The sequence below is a fragment of the Dyadobacter pollutisoli genome (genome assembly GCF_026625565.1).
GTDB classification, from domain to species: domain Bacteria; phylum Bacteroidota; class Bacteroidia; order Cytophagales; family Spirosomataceae; genus Dyadobacter; species Dyadobacter pollutisoli.
This window is the reverse complement of record NZ_CP112998.1, coordinates 3,177,285-3,195,477: the sequence shown is the minus strand read 5'-3', so window position 1 is coordinate 3,195,477 and position 18,193 is coordinate 3,177,285. Positions and strand designations below refer to the sequence as shown.

Here is an 18,193-nt window from a genome sequence, read left to right as displayed (position 1 = left end):
ACTTGTATTCTTGCAGGTGCTATTCAGCAAATTGCCTGACCATATAACTTTACTATTAATGAACACAATCGCCAGAAGACATTTTTTATCACAACTTTCGCTGGCTAGTGCAGCGGTTGCTACTTCCGGTTTTGGGTTTGCACGATCTGGCAAACCAGACGAATTTATTGAAGTTGAAATAGCGCCCGGCAAGATCAAGGGTGTTCGTAGCGACGGCGTGAACATATTTAAAGGCGTTCCTTACGGCGGCAAGACATCGGGAGACAGGAGGTTCCGACGGCCGGCTCCTTTGCAGCCCTGGACCGGTGTGCGGGATGCCACGCAGTTTGGCGCGCCAGCGATTCAGTCGCCACGACGTAACGAGCCTGCACCTTCCGAGGATTGCTTGTTTCTGAATGTCTGGACGCCAGCGAATGATAACAAAAAGCGACCGGTTATGTTTTATAGTCATGGTGGCGGATTTGTGGTTGGATCCGGGGCATCGCCAGGACAGGATGGAGCCAATTTGGCCAGGAATTTTGACGTAGTCGTGGTGCAAACCAATCACCGCTTGGGCTTATTGGGTTTTCTTTACCTGGATGAAATTGCCGGTGCCGACTATGAAGGTTCCGGTAATATGGGCATTCTTGACATTGCCGACGGCTTGAAATGGGTGAATGAAAACATTGCCCAATTTGGAGGAGACCCCAATAATGTCATGATTTTTGGTGAATCGGGCGGCGGGGCCAAAACATCGTGTTTGTATGCGATGCCAGCTACTGCCCCCTATTTTAATAAAGCATCTATCGAAAGCGGCCCGGGCGTAAGGATGACTACGAAAGAAACGGCTGCTGAAACAACGGCCATGCTTTTGAAAGAACTTAACATTGCCCCGAAAGATTGGAGAAAGTTATTGGATGTTCCTGCTGCTGACTTGCTGGTGATGCAGGCCAAGTTGCCATTTGTAGCCCCGTTTATTGAAAAAAACAATAATAGGGTAGGTATGCAGCGCAATGCAGGTGGTTTTGGGCCGGTAGTGGACGGAAAAGTACTCCCACATCACCCCTTTGATCCTACCGCACCTGAAATATCCAGGAACAAACCATTACTCGTAGGATGGAACGAGGATGAATACACCTTCTTTGCCTGGGAGCGAAAAGATACAGAAACATTTAAACTGGATTTTGACGGCTTGAAGAAAAAGCTGGAACCTAAATATGGCGCGGACACGGATAAAATGATCGAAACCTACCGAAAAGCAAGGCCGGACGCGTCAGCGCCTGATATTTTTGTTGCTATTTCATCCATTTCCATGATGGGACTGGGTTCTGTGGACATCGCGGAAAAAAAGTCAAAACAGAATCAGGCGCCTGTTTACCTGTACAATTTTGGTTATAAATCCGAAAAAAAGATTCCGGGTACGGACTATGCATTGGGCACGCCGCATGCCATGGATATTTCTTTTAAATTTAATAACGAAATCGCGCCAAGGGACGGTTCTCAGCCAAAGGAGAGCTTCTTCGGCGGCAATAAGCCGGAGCGGTTTGTGGCCTCTCACCATTTTGCAGAGCTATGGACAACCTTTGCACGGACAGGCAAGCCAGCTGCCAAAGATGTACCGGAGTGGCCTGCCTACAACCTGAAAGACCGGGCGACGATGCGAATCGATACAAAATGTGAAGTGATCAACAACCGCTTTGGAGAAGAGCTTGCCATGTGGAGATCAATAGGGGAAGTGTAGCCAATACTAATAATTCAGCAAGCCAATTATAAGATCCTTACATGAGATTAAAAATACACCTGTTCCTTCTGTCAATCTGTGTTGCATTTACGCAGTTACTACCTCGAACAGTAGCAGCGCAGCAGTTAAGCCAAGACCTTTTACAGAAACCGTGGAAAGCCCAATGGATAACTGGCCCTGGCAGGCCCATTAACCGCTTTACTGCATCCTCGGATTTGACCCTTAAAGATTATGGTGTATTCAAGTTTAGGAAAACAATCGAACTAGCTTCCAAACCGGCGGCATTTGTCGTGCATGTATCAGGCGACAACCGTTACAAGTTGTTTGTCAATGGCAAGCAGGTTTCACAAGGGCCCGCACGAGGGGATTTGTACTTCTGGAATTTCGAGACATTGGACATTGCATCCTATTTGCAGGCTGGCAGCAACACCGTTTCTGCCGTAGTTTGGAATGAAGGCCGTGTGAAACCTGAATCTCAGATATCTTATTTGACAGGCTTCATTCTGCAAGGAAATACCGCAGCGGAAGAGGTACTCAATACCAATGAGACCTGGAAAACTATTAAGGATGAAAGCTACCAGCCTTTGTCCGTGAAGGTCCCTGGCTATTACGTAGCCGGGCCAGCCGAGCTGGTGGATATGAACAGCCATGTGAGTGGATGGGAAAAAGCAGGATATGATGACAGCAAATGGGTAAAAGCAAGGCAGATAGGCCCCGGGGTAACAAAAGATGCCGCTGTGAACTCGTCCGGATGGATGCTTGTGCAATCACAGTTACCTCAAATGGAAATGAGTGTCCAGCGCCTTTCAAAAACCAGAAAAGCTGAGGGCGTGGAGATTCCGGCCGGGTTTCCTGCTGCCAGGACAAGTGTTACAATACCAGCCAATTCAAAGGCGACGATTTTGGTTGACCAGGGGTTTTTGACCAATGCATATCCAACATTGGAATTTAGGGGAGGAAAGGATGCTGGAATAGCAATGGGTTATGCAGAAGGGCTTTATATAGGTAAAAAAGAAGTATTAAAAAGTCCCAGGCTGCCCATGCTTCCCAAAGGAAATCGCGACGAAATTGACGATAAGATCTTTGTCGGCAGAACTGACAGCATCCGTTCAAATGGAGGGGCTAACCAGCAATACACGCCGCTCAGCTGGCGGACTTACCGGTATATCCAGCTCACAATCGAGACCAAAGCGGATCCATTAGTCATAGAAGATCTTTATGGGACATTCACTGGTTACCCTTTGGAGCAAAAAGCAAAGCTTCAAACCCAGAATCCCGAAATGGCGAAAATGCTTGATATCGGATGGCGGACCGCACGGCTTTGCGCTTTCGAAACTTATATGGATTGCCCTTATTATGAGCAGTTGCAATACATTGGCGATGCCCGGATACAAGCTTTGGTTTCCATGTATAATGCAGGAGATGACCGGCTTGTCCGCAATGCCCTTACATTAATGGACCATTCGCGGATCGCAGAAGGTATCACCCTAAGCCGCTACCCCACAGACTTGCACCAGCAGATACCCACTTTTTCGCTATGGTGGATTGCCATGCTACATGATTATTATAAGTACCGGCCCGACAGCCTGTTTATCAAAGATAAGCTTCCGGGCGCAAGGCAGGTCATCTCATTTTTTGAGCGCTATCAACAGGCTGACGGTTCATTGAAAAATGTGCCCTATTGGGTATTCACCGACTGGTCGCAAGGCAAAGGCTGGGACTTTGGGATGGCGCCTATTGGCAAAAATGGAGAGTCGGCAGTGCTGGATATGCAACTGCTGTGGATCTACCAGCTGGCAGCTGAACTGGAAGGTAATTTGGGCCTGAAAGAGCTGGCAGCCCGATATAAAAGCCGAGCAGCCCAGTTGAAAAAGACCATTCAAAGCAAATATTGGGACGCTGGCAAAGGACTTTTTGCGAATACTCCCGAAAAAGACAACTATTCCCAGCACGCCAACTCGCTGGCAATCCTTTCGGGTGTAGTTGCAGCAGATCAGTCAAAACCTTTGGCTACCAAAATGCTGGCCGATACAAGTCTCGCGCCTGCTTCGATTTACTTCAAATTTTATCTGCATCAGGCACTTACCAAGGCGGGGCTGGGAAATGACTACATGGACTGGCTGGGTAAGTGGCGCGAAAATATGGATATGGGGCTTACCACCTGGGCAGAAACGTCGGACGTGAGCACGTCCCGATCGGATTGCCATGCATGGGGATCAAGTCCTAATGTCGAATTTTTCCGTACCGTACTGGGCATCGATAGCGATGGCGCTGGCTTTTCTAAAATAATAATTACTCCCCATTTGGGATCAATCGACGATATCAGCGGGGAAATGCCTCACCCAAATGGTAAGATCGTGGTTAGCTACAAATTAAAGCAGGGGGCAATGCAGGCGGATATCAACCTCCCCGAAAAAACCTCGGGCAATTTTGTCTGGAAAGGCAAAACAACGCCTTTGAAGGCTGGAAAGAACTCATTCAAATTGTAGTAGTGATGGCGATGTTACTTGGATGGCGTTGTGGGGCGGACGTAATGAAAGGTTTCGCCCCACGTCATATTCAATGTCTTGAATGATGATGCTTTGAGCTCCGGGTAAGTAAGTTGAAGGAATTCAGAATCTCCCCAAAACGGTACCCTGTCGTCGACCGGGTGTCCCAATTCATTTTCATGCCCCGGTATGACAAGCGCAGGTTTGAAGCCTTTTACAATCCGAAATATTTCATTTGTCCAGCTCGGCGGGATCAGCACGTCAACTTTGTGGTTTTTGGCCACGTGATCAATCCATTCATAGTCAATCATAAATGGCCCCTCATTGATCTGGTCACCCATATGAGAGAATGACAAGCCTTCGGGCGTGTACACCAATGGGACATTGTTTTCGATTTGCTGCATCTGGTGACCGGGATAGAGCACAATTTTTAGTTTTTGCCCGTTTTTCAGCGCTAGTTCCTGCAAAGTGTCGGCTTGCCTTTTCAGATGGGTTATGGTTTGGTGAATTGGCTTTCCTGCCCAGATTTGAGGCGGGGCCACTACTGGCTTTCCATTGTCGATGAACTGTTTTGCAATAGCTTCATCGGCATGGTCACGATGGTAGTGGCTGACGAAAAGTACATCGCACTGGCGAATAAGTCGGCTGAGTACATTTTGAGACAGGGCAAATGAGTCGGCCAGCGCACTTTTACCGTCAACCAGATCGAAAGCCAGCGTCACGGTTTTGGTACGGATGATAAACCCCATATTGTACAGCTTCCAAATCATGGCTCCCTGTTCCACCTTGGTATTTTCGATTTCCAGGAGTGTTTTGGCTATTCTTTCATGAAAAAAGTCCTGTACCGGCCGTCGGTAAGCGGCGTATTTGTCGTGCAGCACGGCATCGAGCAACAGCAGGCTGCTTTGCCTTTCGGTCTGAGGCGATGGTTTGGGTGGGTATTTCTTTAATGTGGCGTTTACACGCGCGAGAAATTCCTGTGCCTGTCGGTCCATATAAGCATTGCCTTTATCGTCAAGGCACGGGTCGGGAATTCCTGGTGTACTGGCGGCACGGTTCTGGGCCATCGAGACCGAGGAAGAAAGCAGGAGAATTGCCAAAAGAAGGCGGAAGTGCATCATTGAAAAGGTACTTGTGTTATCAGGTATAGGAATCGTCAGACTATATACGCGGGATTCCCGATTTATTACCCCTTCAAATCCTAAAAATTTAGTGAAAAGCCACTATGCGCTAACGTCGCTTTGATCTCAATTCATTCAACAATGTTTCATTGGCATCAATATGTTGACGGAGAGGCTTAATAGTTTTCGTACATGCAGTGCCCTAGCTACTAAGGCACTACTTGTACGAAAACTACCTAGAACGCTCCTTTGATCTCCCAGCCTTTCCGATAGGTACGTCTCAGGTATTTATTGGCTTCGGGGTGATTGGGGAATTTCAGTTTTTTCGCGTCCCATTCAAGTAGTTCGTTGGGAGCGCGGAGTGCCACTGTTCCAAGCAAAATAGCTTCGGTCATCGGGCCGGATTGTGCAAAATGCGATTCCGTTTTCTCTCCTCCGAGGCACGCATCTACAAAATGATGATAATGGTTTCTGCTTTCGAATTTAGGTAGCGCTGTTTTCGCAAATTTGCTTTCCGGTAGCAGTATGGGTGCCGCTCCGCCGTGCGGGATCAGCAATGCACCTTCCGTGCCCACCAGCATGGCCGACTCGGCAGGATAGTCCTCAACTGAATATAGTGCCCGGATATTTTCGGGAGGGTAAAAGAGTCCATCGAACCATTCCAATGTAAGCTCATCTGACTCTGTGTAATCATTTCCGGGAAAAACCCAGGTAATATGGTCCCCCTGCGGCCAGGTATCTCCGCGTCGTTGGGCCGAGTCTTTCCAGGATTGCTGTACCTCCGCGATTACCGATTTCGGAGTCTTCAACCCCAGTCCTTTCCATACCGCATCAAAAATATGGCAACCAATATCTCCCGACCATCCTGTGCCAAAATCCTGCCATGCGCGCCATTTGGCCTGATGGTAAATGCCTGGCATATAGTCACGCCTGGGCGCAGTTCCGAGCCAGAGATCCCAGTTCAGATTGGCCGGAGCTTCTTGTCCCTGAGCGGGTCTGGGTCCTACCAGTCGGTAAGTATCAATGGCGCCCGGGCGATTGGAGCACAGGTACACGTGTTTGATCTTGCCGACCGCTTTGTTTTTGATCAATTGAACCGCAGTACGATCGCAGGAAGTAGATGCTACCTGGGTGCCGAGCTGGGTTACAACGCCTGCTTTGGTAGCTATTTCGGTAAGCAGCCTTACCTCCGCAACGTCATGGCACATTGGTTTTTGACAGTAAACATGCTTTCCTGCTTTGATAGCTGTATAAGCGGCTGAGAAATGCGTGTGGTCCGGAACGGATACGTTTACAGATTGAATGTTCTTTTTTTCCTTTTCAAGCATCTCGCGCCAGTCGCTGTATGTGCGTGCATTGGGTACTAATGCAGATGCCTTTTTGAGAATATCGGCATCCACGTCGCATATGGCGGTAATATTGACATTGGGGTGCTGCATGAAGTTCTTAAGGTCATGTGCGCCCATTCCTCCTACGCCAATACTGGCATGGTTTAGCTTGCCATCCGCAGTGGATGCAGGCAGCGACATTCCTAACAGAAGTGGTGGGGTGAGGGCAGCCGCGGAGGTCAACAGGAAGTCCCGCCGCGAGACTGATTTGAATTCGTCTTGCATTTTTCTTTGGTTTAGGAATAAATGATTTTTTGTATCCGATACTACTTTTCTTTAAAAAGTGGCTATCGTATAGAATTTTACCCAGAATAAATATTCAGTTTCTTTAATTTGAATAAGCTCCTATTCTTTGGCAAACTGTAATGCCTGCTTTTCTCTGTCAGTTTGCACATTTGCCTGGTGATGGCCGTAACAAGGATCGTAATGAGCCCCGGCCCTTATTTTTATGACCTGCTTGCAGAGCCATGATAAATATGCCACGTTATTACGTGCCTTTCATCGCAATCTGCTACTAGTCCTCGCCTTACTAACTATATTTCTTAACTGGAAAAACAGGCAAGCAGAAGGAGCCCGAACCAACCGATGACCCCGCATCGCTACCACATGAGTTGAAATAAATTCAAAGATCTTTGGAAGATTTACTGGTTTGGAGATAAGTTTCAGCAATATTTCAGCCAAGAAATTGAATAATGATCAAAAATGTAGCGGTAAGTGATTTTCTGGATTTGAAAGGCACAGTCCCTTTGGCCGATGTACGCACACCGGCCGAATTTGCGCACGGCCATATTCCGGGGGCTTTTAATCTTCCCTTGTTCAGCAATGAGGAAAGAGTGTTGGTAGGGACAACTTATAAGCAAATCGGTCGTGAGCAGGCCATTCTGCTTGGTTTCGATCTTACCGGCTCCAAGTGGTCGGGATTTATCAGGGAAGCGCTTGAGAAAGCACCTGACAAAAAAATCGCGGTACATTGCTGGCGTGGCGGAATGAGGAGTGGCGCGATGGCCTGGGCGCTGGATTTGTACGGCTTCGAGGTATATTTAATACAGGGCGGCTACAAAAGCTACCGGAGATGGGCGCACCAACAGTTTGGGGCAAGCCGCCAGCTTTGCCTGCTGGGAGGTATGACGGGTTCGGCCAAAACGAAGATCCTTTATGAGCTAGGCAAAATGGGCGAGCAGGTAATTGATCTCGAAGATCTTGCCCAACATCAAGGCTCATCTTATGGTACCATGAACAAAATGGTACAGCCAACTCAGGAACAATTTGAAAACAATCTGGCTGACCAGCTGAAAGACCTGGATCGGAACATTCCGACCTGGGTGGAAGACGAAAATCTCAACATCGGTAAGATTTCAGTTCCCAAGCCTTTTTGGTATCAGATGACCAGTGCCATGCAGGTTAATCTGGAAGTAGGGTTGGAGCAGCGCATTGAAGAATTGGTGGGAGCTTATGGATCGCTGGACAAAGATTTTCTGATCGCCTGCACGGAGCGTATTCACAAACGGCTGGGCCCTGTGCAAACCAGAGATGCCATAGCTGCAATCAGAGAAGACAGAATGGCTGATTTTATCAGGCTTGTTTTGGTTTATTATGATAAGACCTATCTGAAAAGTTTAGGAAAAAAAGAAAAAGATAAGTTGTTTTCAATCTCGCTGGACAATGATCATCATTTAGAAAATGCAATGCGAATATTAGATTTTATAAAAACGATTTCAGTAAACTGGCAGGCATAAAACAATGATTGATATCTCAAATATAAAGCTGACCCAGTATTCGCACGGAGCGGGCTGCGGCTGTAAAATAAGCCCGGCTATCCTGGATAAAATATTATACAGCCCGTTAGCACACCAGGTAGATCCGCGACTTTTGGTAGGAAACGACAAACGGGACGACGCCGCAGTACTTGACCTGGGTAACGGAACAGCATTGATTTCGACCACGGATTTTTTTATGCCAATCGTCGATGATGCCTACGATTTTGGACGAATCGCTTCGGCAAATGCGATCAGTGATGTGTATGCAATGGGAGGTAAGCCGGTCCTCGCCATCGCAATTTTGGGCTGGCCCATTGATAAATTACCTCCCGAAGTAGCCCAAAAGGTGCTCGAAGGATCAAGGGCAGTGTGTGCGGAGGCGGGCATTACCCTGGCCGGAGGGCATAGTATTGACTGCCCGGAACCTGTGTTTGGACTGGCCGTTACCGGAATGGTAGATGTGGCTCAATTGAAACAAAACTCAACCGCAACAGAAGGGTGCAGGTTGTACCTCACCAAACCATTGGGTGTAGGGATTTTGTCAACCGCGCAAAAACGTGGCATCCTGCTTGAAGAAGATGCGGCAATCGCATTGAATAGTATGACCACGCTCAATAAACTGGGAGAAATCTTCGGGAAAATGGACGCGGTGAAGGCCATGACAGACGTGACAGGATTTGGATTGCTGGGTCATTTGTCCGAAATGTGCGAAGGAAGCGGACTTTCCGCGGTGATCGAATTCGATAAGGTGCCTGTCATTGAATCCCTTCCTTTTTATCTTGCCAAGGAATGCTTTCCGGGCGGTACTACCCGAAACTGGGCCAGCTACGGTCACAAAGTGGGAAACGTGAAGGACTATCAGAAATTTGTACTGGCCGATCCTCAAACCAGTGGCGGTTTATTGGTGGCAGTTTTGGAGGAGCAATCCGGCGCTTTTGAAGCAGACCTTGCAGCCCTGGGGCATCATTTTATATCATTCGGTAAACTAACCCGCCAGGATGATGGTTCACTGATCACGGTCGAATAGGCTTGATTGTAGACTGGATCAATGTTTGAAAGATTTTAATACTTAAAAAACAAATGGTATGAAAAACGTAACTCAGATTTTAGCCTTCACTTTAACAATATTTTCAGCGGTCGCTGTTCATGCCCAGGCTGTAACTGAGCCCTGGACGGAGGCGGAATTGAAACCGACCCAGGAACTGGCTGATCAGATCAATGGGTCAGATAAGGTCAAGCCGATCATCATCAATATCGGGCCTCAGGCGGTGATAAAAGGATCAGTGGATGCTGGTCCTGGTAGCGAAAAAGAGAACTTGAAGAAGTTGGGGAAAATCTTGTCCAAGCACGATAAAAACCATGAAGTCGTTCTCTATTGCGGATGCTGCCCATTTGCAAAATGCCCCAATGTCAGGCCAGCTTTCAAATTACTGAAAGAGCAGGGGTTTACGCAGGCAAGATTATTAAACATTCCTAAAAATATTAAGACCGACTGGATAGATAAAGGCTATCCGGTGAGCAACTAATTCGCGTGATAATGTGCAGAAAACAGTATAAAATCTTCATCATATGTGCAATGCTGATCGGATGTTACAGCGCAAGAGCCCAGCCAGTTGAGATAAAAGAAGGTAATGTGGCACCGGAAATCAGGGTGCCAAATTTGAAGGGCGACACGATTGCGCTGTCGTCTCTTCGGGGGAATTTGGTTCTAATCGATTTCTGGGCAAGCTGGTGTGCACCGTGTATGGAGGAGCAGTCGGAATTGAAGCAGCTTTATTCCAAATACGGCCATTTAAATGGTAATGTGAAGGGACTGAGAATCTTCGGCGTGTCTCTGGATAGCAAAAAGGAAGCCTGGAAAAAGGCAGTCCGAAAATACAATCTCCCCTGGGCGCAGGTCAGCGACCTCAAATTCTGGACATCTCCCGTCGCAAAGGATTATCAAATCGAAGCATTGCCATTCAATGTCATCGTGGATGAACAAGGCGTTATTATCGCCATGAACTTACATGGTGAAGCATTGAATGACTTTGTCGCTTCCTATTTGAAAGAAAAATAAGCGGCTCCATTTAGATTGACGGTGCCCAAATTAATAGTTTTGCGAACAATCTGCTATTCATGAAGAGCTATATTAACCTATTTGATTTTACACAAAAAATAGACTATAAGACAGAGATCCTTGCAGGCCTTACGGTTGCCATGACTATGATGCCGGAATCGCTCTCTTTTGCTATTCTCGCGGGTTTTCCTCCGCTCGTGGGGCTTTATGCAGCATTTATAATGGGGCTTGTTACCTCGGTTTTTGGCGGCAGGCCTGGTTTGATATCCGGCGGTGCCGGTGCGACGGTCATTGTTTTAATCGCGTTGATGAAATCGCATGGCATTGAGTATGTTTTTGCAGCAGTTGCATTGGCAGGTGTCGTGCAGATCCTGGTAGGGGTATTCAAGTTTGGCAAGTTTATCCGCCTGGTGCCGGAGCCCGTTATGTACGGCTTTGTGAATGGTCTGGCGGTGGTCATATTCATGTCCCAGCTTGAACAATTTAAAGTCGTAGTCGATGGGCAACCTGCCTGGCTGAGCGGAATGCCACTTTTGACAATGGCCGGCCTGGTTTTGCTGACAATTGCCATCATTATTTTATTACCAAAACTAACCAAAGCGGTTCCGCCCTCGCTGGTGGCGATCATCGTTATTTTCATGGTCGTACTTGGATTTGACATTGATACCAAAACAGTTCGGGACATTGCATCGGTAAGTGGCGGTTTTCCTCCATTTCATATACCCAGCGTGCCACTCGATCTTGGCACATTCCGGATTATTTTCCCTTACGCACTGATTATGGCAGGGGTGGGGCTTACCGAAGGCTTGTTAACCCTCAACCTGGTAGACGAAATCACTGCGACGAAAGGAAATAGTAACAGGGAATGTATTGCGCAGGGATCGGCCAATATTTTGAACGGTTTCTTCTTTGGAATGGGCGGCTGCCCGATGATCGCACAAACGCTGGTTAATCTTTCCGCAGGCGCCAGGGCGAGGTTATCTGGGATCATTGCATCTCTGGCGATTTTAATGATCATTCTGTTTGGTGCCCCTGTTATTGAAATGGTACCCATGGCTGCACTGACCGGTGTCATGATCATGGTTGCGATTGGGACATTTGAATGGGCCAGTTTCCGGATCATTAACAAAATGCCGAGGCAAGATATTTTCGTCGGTATGTTGGTGGCGGCAATAACGATATACCTTCACAACCTGGCCCTGGCTGTGCTGATCGGGGTCGTGATTTCCGCATTGGTTTTTGCGTGGGAAAGTGCCAAGCGCATTCGTGCGCATAAATCCATTGATGAAAATGGTGTAAAGCATTACAGGATCTACGGGCCGCTATTCTTCGGCTCGGTAGCTGCATTTAATGAGAAGTTTGATGTTTTGACAGATCCTGATGAAGTTGTCATTGATTTTTCTGAAAGCAGGGTCGCAGACATGTCCGGTATAGAGGCACTCAACAAGATCACGGCCAGGTATCGTGCTGCGGGCAAGAGAGTGCATTTGACACATCTGAGTGCAGATTGCCGTCAGCTGCTCCTAAATGCCAATGATGTGATCGATGTCAACATTATTGAAGATCCAACTTACCGGGTGGTAGTGTGACAGTCCGCCGTCAGTAATTATTGGAATTTATCCAAAATCCTGAGTATGGTGGTATCTTCAATCTGATTGGACCCGTCGTTGTGATAGTGGAACTCTTCCAGCTTTCGTTTGCGCTTTGTATCGCTGATTCCCCTCTCCATCTTTTGGTGATATTCTGCCAGGGAGCGGCAATAATAATGGTTCAATTGAATTTTATCTACGCTTGGGTCGGCCGTTGCGCCGTCGATCGGGGTTAAGTGCTCATTGACACAGAAGTATCCCTCTTTGTATTTGAAGCAATGTGACTTGAACGCAGATGCGACGTATCTGGGCTGTACAATGCTTTTAATGTGCGTGTTAGGTAAAAAATTGATGTCGGAGCGCTTGGTGAAATTTTCTAACTGGCGACCGCTTTGTTTCTCAATGTGCCCGTTAGATCCGAAGATGAGCCAGGACACCCCTAATCCCCCGTAGCTTTCGTATTCCTGCAAGAGCTCAGACAGATTCGAATTATTCGTCTTAGGTACTATAAATTCATCCAGATCAATAAAACCTATCCAGGCAGACTGCTTGCCAAATTTGTTCAGGCAATGCTGGTAGGCTTTTACATGCATATTTTTTCCGGGGATATCGATCACCGTAATGCCGGCAGCGCACCCAATCGCTTTTATCGATTCGCGGATGGGCACTTTACTGCCATTGTCGTAAATGAAAAAGTGTTCTACTCCGATTTTTTGATGGTAATTTATCCATTCTTCCAGGTAATCGTTTTCGTCTTTAACGATACAACAAAGGGACAAATAGTATTTTGGAGCGACTTCCTGACTCTTAACCGAATGCCTGAATTTTGAAAATAAGTCTTTGATTGAAAACATTGTTACCTACTTCAATTGCTGATGAAAGATCCAAAATTACGAATATAATGTGCTTTTGGGCGACAGAATAATCAAAATTCGGCGTCATCCAATTGAAATAAAACTTCGACAGTAGTATTAAAAACTTTCGCCATCCGTAAAGCAAGTAAAGTGGATGGGATAAACTTTCCGGTTTCGATAGAATTTAAACCCTGTCTTGATACCCCGATATGTTTTGCAAGATCGGCCTGCGTCCAGTTTTTTTTTTTGCGCGCTCTACCTTTATAGTATTTTTCATGCCCCGTATTTTTTCCCCGAAATAAACCAACCAATAAAATAAAAAAGCCAGCAGTAAACCACCAGATGCCCATAGGCAAACCAGTCGGGTTTCGATATGCCACACAGACTTAATAAAAACAGGATCATCAGCAGCATTACCGTCAATGAAAAACCAATAACAACGGCTTCCAGTTGCACCCGCTGCTTCACTTCGTCCATTGTCGAAAAGGCTTTGATTAATTTAAAAATAAATATGGCGAACATAGCAATGGGTACCACGGCAATAATCACGGAAACAGGCTGACTGAATTCACGATTTTTTAGCAGCCATACCGCCGGCAAATAGGTCGCTCCGTGGATGAGGGCGAAGATAACAGATTGCAGGTTTGCGCTTTTTTGGGACTGTTCCATTTGTCAGTTGTTTTAATCTTTTCAAAGATAAGTAAACATTTCAAAATGTCATGTATTGTTGACAAAAAGTCTTTAATGCTTGCAGGTTTGTATAGGGCGGTCCGGATTATCGCCAAAAGGCGAATGCATTGCCTTCTAAGGAGAAAAAGGAGGGTGGGTACTTTTATTTGACAGGAGCACGGAGCTGAGGTTTCGTTAAAAACATTAAAATCATCGTATTATAAGTTATGCAAAACAGACGCGAATTTTTAAAGATAGCAGCAGCAGGCTCGGCAGGGATGACCATCGGTGGTTCCGCTTTCGGGTTCAGTGCCAAAAGTTATAACCGTATCATAGGCGCCAACGAACTCATACGCATTGCCACCATTGGTGTTAATAGCCGTGGGAAAAGCATGGGCGCGACGATTGCTGGCCAGAAGAATGCAGAGGTAGGTACTATTTGCGATGTGGATGAACGTGCGATTCCCAAAGCGATCAAAGCAGTAATGGATGCCAAGCAGGTACAAACCCCAAAATCCGAAAAAGATTGCCGCAAAGTGCTGGAAGACAAATCCATCGATGCGATCTACATTGCAACACCCGATCACTGGCACGCGCCGCTGACGATCATGGGCTGCCAGGCAGGAAAGCATGTGTATGTAGAGAAACCTTTGAGCCACAACCCAAGAGAGGGAGAATTGGCGGTAGAAGCTGCGCGCAAATACAAGCGGGTGGTGCAAATGGGCGCGCAACGCCGTTCGGCACCGATCCTGACGGAAGGGATCAATGAATTGCACAAAGGGATTATTGGCCGCGTTTATCTTGCCAAAACCTGGTACACCAACAAACGCAAAGCCACATTTTTGAAACCGGGCACGGTACCATCCTGGCTGGACTATGAACTATGGCAGGGGCCTGCACCCAGAATGCCTTACAAAGAGGGACTTATCCACTACGACTGGCACTGGTTCTGGCACTGGGGAACTGGCGAGGCGTTGAACAATGGCACGCACGAGGTGGATGTGGCCCGCTGGGGACTTGGCGTGGATTTTCCGACGCGTGTAAGCTCCATTGGTGGCAGATATGAGTTTAAAGACGACTGGGAAACGCCTGATACGCAAATCGTTGCAATGGATTTTCCAAATCGTGTATCGCTGGTATGGGAATCGAGAAGCTCGAATGGACGTAAAATTGAAGGTCAGGACAGAGGTATTATTTTCTACGGCGAAAACGGAAGCCTGGATACCGGCGGCGACGAATATACCGTGTACGACCTGGACGGAAAGCTGGTAAAGGAGGTGAAATCTCAGGAAAAAGCAGACGTACAGGGACGCAACACGGCCAGCCCTAGCCTGGGTATGGACAGCCTGCACGTAGCCGATTTCCTGGATGCGATCAAAAGCAACCGCCGGCCAAACTGTGATGTGGAACTGGGGTATAAAAGTGTACTATCCATGCAACTGGGCAATATCGCCTGGCGTGTAGGCCGGGACCTGAAAATCGATCCGCAAAACGGTCACATCATTGGAGACAAGGACGCGCAGAAATTGTGGTCGAGGGAATATGAAAACGGTTGGAAGCCAACTGTTTAATGTGCTTAACAGGCTAAACTGCCCATTCTGTCGGAGTCTTGCCGAATTTTCTTTTGAAAGAATGAGAAAAATGCGAGAGGCTCTCAAATCCCAGATCGAGGTAAATGGCTGATGGTTTCTTGTTCTTGGTTTCGATCAGGTGCCGGGCTTCTACCAGCCTCCTTTCTTGTAGCCAATGCCGGGGCGCCATACCGAATGTCTTCTGGAAATCCCGTTTGAATCCCGCCAGGCTCCTGCCAGTTAGGTGAGCAAACTTTTCAATCGGAATATTATAGTGATAATTGTGAAGCATGAATTTTTCCAAATCCATTTTATAGGGCTCCGAAAAATCAAATAGGAATTCCTGCAGTTCGGGTTTCGTGTGAAGGAGCAGGTGAACTGCTTCCTTTACTTTGAGTATGCCCATCGAATTTGTTATCTGTTCTTCCGGGTGACGGACATAGGGAATGATCGACTGGAAAAAAGCCTGAAGAAAATCGTTGCCGGGGATAAGGATGTTGCGTGGACCTGTGTACCGTTTTCCTGTCTCAATTTGCTCTTCCAATGCGATCTGCCTGAGCAGGTCTTCCTGCAGGCTTATCACAATGGTTTGATAATACTCTTCTTCCAAAGGGATTTTGGTGAGCTCTCCCAACTGATTTTTTTGTATCAGCAACATCTGACCGCTGCCCATCGAGATTTTTTCAGTGGCCGTTGCAAAAGAAAACTGCCCTGAAACCTGCAACACCAGTTTATGGTGTTCGAGAAATGCTACTTTCTCCTTTCTAATAGTTGAGTAATAGGAGAAGAAAAGGAGCCCGGGGATGATTTCAGTTGGATTTGTCACCTTGTAAAGATATAAAATGCGGGGTTTAAATGTAGCCCCGCACTAGTTTAACTTGTTATCGCTGCAGGTAAGTGCCGCCCAGTATTGCGCCAGGCGCAAACTGTGTTTGGAGCGCATTCATTTCATCAGCAGTAAATTCGATCGCCATGGCCTCTATGTTTTCAGGAAGCCTCGATCTCCGGCTCATGCTTACCAATGGCATAATATGCTCGCCTTGTGCATTCACCCAGGCGATTGCCAGCTGTGTCGGCGTATATCCTTTTTCTTCGGCCATTTGCTTTAACACTTCTACTTTTTCGAGGTTTTTGACCAAGTTATCGCCTTTGAAACGCGAAAAATGATTGCGATGGTCGCTTGCCGGAAGGGGCGCTTTGGTCTCACCGGTGAGCAATCCTTCGGCGGTATTGGCAAATGCCACAACTCCGACGCCGAGTTCTTTTGCTGTGGGAAGCAGGTCACTCTCAATCTGGCGATCGGCCAATGAGTAGGCTATCTCTAATGCCGATACCGGATGTATGCTGTTGGCCTTGCGCAGCTGGTCCGCCGTAATTTCAGACACACCCAGGTAACGCACCTTGCCTTCCTTAATGAGGTCCGCGACAGTTCCGATCACGTCTTCCATTGGAACACTATCATCGAGTCTGCATGGTTGATAAAGGTCAATTGTCTCTATGCCCAGGCGGGTTAGCGAATAGTTAACAAAGTTTTTAATTGCTACGGGGCGCAGGTCCAGCCCAAGCCATTGACCATTGTAAAAAATTGCCCCGAATTTGACGCTTATAAATGCGTCGTCTCTACGGCCTTTGATGGCCTTGCCTACCAGTAGTTCGTTGTGGCCGGCACCGTAAAAATCCCCGGTATTCAAAAAGTTGATGCCGTTGTCCAACGCCATTTGAATAGTCGATATGCTTTCGCTTTCATCATTGGTTGGGCCTCCCCATACGGAAGACATTCGCATGCAGCCTAAGCCAAGTTTAGAAACAAGCCGGCCATTTTTGCCGAGGTTTATTTTTGCTATCGTTGTCATCGCTATTTTTTTGTGAATTAACGATACAAAGATGGGGGCTGCCCTCCGTTGCCTATTTTCGCCCACGGCTCAAATAACTTGCTTGTATGGATCACTCCGGCGAGCCATTCATCGTAGCGTCTCGATAACCTCTGCTTTTACCCAAAAAATATCACCGTCCCTGGAAAAAAAGAGGTATTTGCCGTCGCTGGTTACAAACGGACAGAATTCGTAACCGCCGGTATTGATGATACTGCCCATATTTTTTGCTTTTTGCCACTCACCGGTTTTGCTTTTGAAGCTGATGTATAAATCACCAGCCCCTAACCCCTCGGGGCGCTCGGCGCAGAAGATGACATATTGCTCATCAGGTGATACAAATACGTCGGCCTCGTAATTTTCCGTGTTGACATTACCTGACAATTTCCTGAAAGCCTGAAATTTGCCTTTGGAATACGCGGACGATCGGATATCATAGTTCTTGTCGGTAGCGGCGCTGGTACCTCCATTCGATGAAAAATACATGGTACCATTTTTCGTAAACGACATATAGTACTCGTTCTTTTCTGAATTGATGGCTGGCCCGGCGTTAATCGGGACGTCGGACCAGCCATCTTGCTTCCGTTCGATATACCAGATGTCAAAGTCTTTTTTCTGACCTTGCCCATTGGCCGACCGGTCCGAAATAAAATACAACCGCTTTCCATCGGGCGACAGGAAGGGGTCATTATATTCATATTTTTCGCTGGCAATGATGATTTTTGGCGCAGTCCAGGCATTTTTTTCAAACCGTATGCACCGAATCTGCGGTTTGCTATTGATGATGACGGCGTAGTAGAATTCCTTACCATCATTCGAAAATACCGAACCGTATTCATAGTGATCTTTTAGGGACACCCGATCCGGGGCGAACACCTTGGGTGTCATACCGGGCCGGCTCTGGTTCAAATACATGGACGCTGCCGGTATCGCGGTTTGCGCAAATAACGAACCAGTAGCAATAACCATCAGGGCAAATACAGCTCGTAAACGATTCATAACAGGTAATGGATTACGTGAAAGTATCAGAGTTCAGAATAAGATACCAATATATAAGTAATTGTAATCTAGCACATATACTTGCGGTTTTGGCTACACATTTAAC

The 18,193-nt window shown here is 47.1% G+C and carries 16 protein-coding genes; 8 read left to right on the top strand and 8 right to left on the bottom strand.

The window, feature by feature from the left end; all coding sequences use genetic code 11:
- Positions 1 to 58 precede the first annotated feature (58 nt).
- Together ON006_RS13065 and ON006_RS13060 are read left to right on the top strand one after the other, a co-directional pair.
- A complete protein-coding gene (locus ON006_RS13065; protein WP_244820235.1) occupies positions 59 to 1,720 on the top strand; it encodes a carboxylesterase/lipase family protein in 1,662 nt (553 codons plus the stop codon).
- 41 nt (positions 1,721 to 1,761) lie between these two features.
- A complete protein-coding gene (locus ON006_RS13060; protein ID WP_244820234.1) occupies positions 1,762 to 4,209 on the top strand; it encodes an alpha-L-rhamnosidase-related protein in 2,448 nt (815 codons plus the stop codon).
- A gap of 14 nt (positions 4,210 to 4,223) precedes the next feature.
- Here the strand turns inward: ON006_RS13060 and ON006_RS13055 are convergent, their stop codons facing one another.
- Positions 4,224 to 5,330 carry an MBL fold metallo-hydrolase gene (locus ON006_RS13055; protein ID WP_244820233.1) on the bottom strand — a complete coding sequence of 369 codons (1,107 nt, stop codon included), beginning with the start codon at positions 5,328 to 5,330 and terminating at the stop codon, positions 4,224 to 4,226.
- A 236-nt stretch (positions 5,331 to 5,566) separates the two neighbouring features.
- A complete protein-coding gene (locus ON006_RS13050; protein WP_244820232.1) occupies positions 5,567 to 6,943 on the bottom strand; it encodes a Gfo/Idh/MocA family protein in 1,377 nt (458 codons plus the stop codon).
- Positions 6,944 to 7,410: 467 nt separating this feature from the next.
- Between ON006_RS13050 and mnmH the strand changes: the two genes are divergently transcribed.
- Genes mnmH through ON006_RS13025 form a run of 5 tightly spaced genes read left to right on the top strand, consistent with a single transcriptional unit; the run spans position 7,411 to position 12,123 of the window.
- The gene (gene mnmH / locus ON006_RS13045; protein ID WP_244820231.1) at positions 7,411 to 8,454 is read left to right on the top strand and encodes a tRNA 2-selenouridine(34) synthase MnmH; all 1,044 of its coding nucleotides are present in this window, start codon (positions 7,411 to 7,413) and stop codon (positions 8,452 to 8,454) included.
- Between the two features lie 4 nt (positions 8,455 to 8,458).
- On the top strand, positions 8,459 to 9,502 hold the full coding sequence (gene selD / locus ON006_RS13040; protein ID WP_244820230.1) for a selenide, water dikinase SelD: 1,044 nt from the start codon (positions 8,459 to 8,461) through the stop codon (positions 9,500 to 9,502).
- 58 nt (positions 9,503 to 9,560) lie between these two features.
- Positions 9,561 to 10,001 (top strand): rhodanese-like domain-containing protein, encoded by a 441-nt coding sequence (locus tag ON006_RS13035; RefSeq protein WP_244820229.1) that lies wholly within the window; start codon positions 9,561 to 9,563, stop codon positions 9,999 to 10,001.
- Positions 10,002 to 10,012: 11 nt separating this feature from the next.
- A complete protein-coding gene (locus ON006_RS13030) occupies positions 10,013 to 10,534 on the top strand; it encodes a TlpA family protein disulfide reductase (RefSeq protein ID WP_244820228.1) in 522 nt (173 codons plus the stop codon).
- A 59-nt stretch (positions 10,535 to 10,593) separates the two neighbouring features.
- The gene (locus tag ON006_RS13025) at positions 10,594 to 12,123 is read left to right on the top strand and encodes a SulP family inorganic anion transporter (protein ID WP_244820227.1); all 1,530 of its coding nucleotides are present in this window, start codon (positions 10,594 to 10,596) and stop codon (positions 12,121 to 12,123) included.
- A 17-nt stretch (positions 12,124 to 12,140) separates the two neighbouring features.
- On the opposite strand, the gene ON006_RS13020 is transcribed toward ON006_RS13025, so the two are convergent.
- The 3 genes from ON006_RS13020 to ON006_RS13010 form a co-directional block, all read right to left on the bottom strand.
- Entirely contained in the window at positions 12,141 to 12,977 is an 837-nt protein-coding gene (locus ON006_RS13020) for a glycosyltransferase family 2 protein (protein WP_244820226.1), read from the bottom strand.
- A 71-nt stretch (positions 12,978 to 13,048) separates the two neighbouring features.
- Entirely contained in the window at positions 13,049 to 13,327 is a 279-nt protein-coding gene (locus tag ON006_RS13015) for a helix-turn-helix transcriptional regulator (protein ID WP_267609982.1), read from the bottom strand.
- A complete protein-coding gene (locus ON006_RS13010) occupies positions 13,251 to 13,646 on the bottom strand; it encodes a hypothetical protein (protein WP_244820224.1) in 396 nt (131 codons plus the stop codon). The genes ON006_RS13015 and ON006_RS13010 overlap by 77 nt, the downstream gene beginning before the upstream one ends.
- 227 nt (positions 13,647 to 13,873) lie before the next feature.
- Between ON006_RS13010 and ON006_RS13005 the strand changes: the two genes are divergently transcribed.
- Complete coding sequence (locus ON006_RS13005) at positions 13,874 to 15,217, top strand: Gfo/Idh/MocA family oxidoreductase (RefSeq protein WP_244820223.1); 1,344 nt, start codon at positions 13,874 to 13,876, stop codon at positions 15,215 to 15,217.
- Positions 15,218 to 15,230: 13 nt separating this feature from the next.
- Here ON006_RS13005 and ON006_RS13000 read toward each other — a convergent pair whose 3' ends face one another.
- The 3 genes from ON006_RS13000 to ON006_RS12990 all read right to left on the bottom strand — a co-directional run bounded on the left by ON006_RS13000 (position 15,231) and on the right by ON006_RS12990 (position 18,087).
- The gene (locus ON006_RS13000) at positions 15,231 to 16,043 is read right to left on the bottom strand and encodes a helix-turn-helix domain-containing protein (RefSeq protein ID WP_244820222.1); all 813 of its coding nucleotides are present in this window, start codon (positions 16,041 to 16,043) and stop codon (positions 15,231 to 15,233) included.
- A 55-nt stretch (positions 16,044 to 16,098) separates the two neighbouring features.
- On the bottom strand, positions 16,099 to 17,070 hold the full coding sequence (locus tag ON006_RS12995; protein WP_244820221.1) for an aldo/keto reductase: 972 nt from the start codon (positions 17,068 to 17,070) through the stop codon (positions 16,099 to 16,101).
- Between the two features lie 108 nt (positions 17,071 to 17,178).
- Positions 17,179 to 18,087, bottom strand: coding sequence for a hypothetical protein (locus tag ON006_RS12990; protein WP_244820220.1), 909 nt, complete (start codon positions 18,085 to 18,087; stop codon positions 17,179 to 17,181).
- Positions 18,088 to 18,193 lie beyond the last annotated feature (106 nt).